The sequence below is a fragment of the Mesorhizobium sp. WSM4871 genome, assembly GCF_055811295.1.
In genome coordinates this window covers 1-628 of sequence record NZ_JBVVPU010000058.1, presented here as the reverse complement: position 1 = coordinate 628, position 628 = coordinate 1, and the positions used below count along the sequence as shown (strand labels likewise).

Here is a 628-nt window from a genome sequence, read left to right as displayed (position 1 = left end):
TTCACCTCTGCCTCTGACGCCGCGAATGCCATCTCCGGCGAAACCGTCGGCGACATCATCGTCTACCACTCCGACGGCAAGGGACTCGCGAGTCTGGCCTATGTCACCTCCGAGAACCAGGCGGAGGACTTCACCCATTTGGGCGGTGTGGACAGTTTGGCCGATCTGGCCAATCTGGGCCTGACAGCCTCGGACTTTACCTTCGTCTGATTCGGAAAGTCGATATGGGACCCGCCCCACACGTGGGGCGCTTCCTTTTCCACTACTTGCCGATGGCCGTGGCGCAGCATGTCACCTTGATAAAGGGCTGCTGGTCGTAGACCGTCCTGAAGGTACACATTGAGGCGGTGAGGCTGTCCGGACCCCTGGCAGGAGCGGAGCACAATGGCTGATGAACGAGCCGGTGCGATCAGTGTCGCTCCTCCATTTGGCGAGCACTGCGCGTGCTGTGCCGACAATTAACGGAGGCATTCTCCTGAGCAAGTATCTCTCGAACATTTCAGTGTGGAGACCTTCCGGTCTGACTTCCACCATTGGGGGAATTTTGTTGATAAGCGGCGTGGTCAATGTGCTTGCGCTGACCTCGCCGCTGTTCATGCTGCAGGTCTATGACCGCGTTCTGGCAAGT

General features: G+C 58.4%; 1 protein-coding gene and 1 pseudogene. Both read left to right on the top strand.

Annotated features, from left to right (window positions below; translation table 11 throughout):
* Positions 1-210 (top strand): annotated as a pseudogene (locus tag AC0L2H_RS32485) (calcium-binding protein); the annotation flags it as partial.
* Between the two features lie 181 nt (positions 211-391).
* Positions 392-628, top strand: a 237-nt coding sequence (locus AC0L2H_RS32480; RefSeq protein ID WP_473593674.1) for a hypothetical protein, incomplete at its 3' end; no start/stop codon positions are given.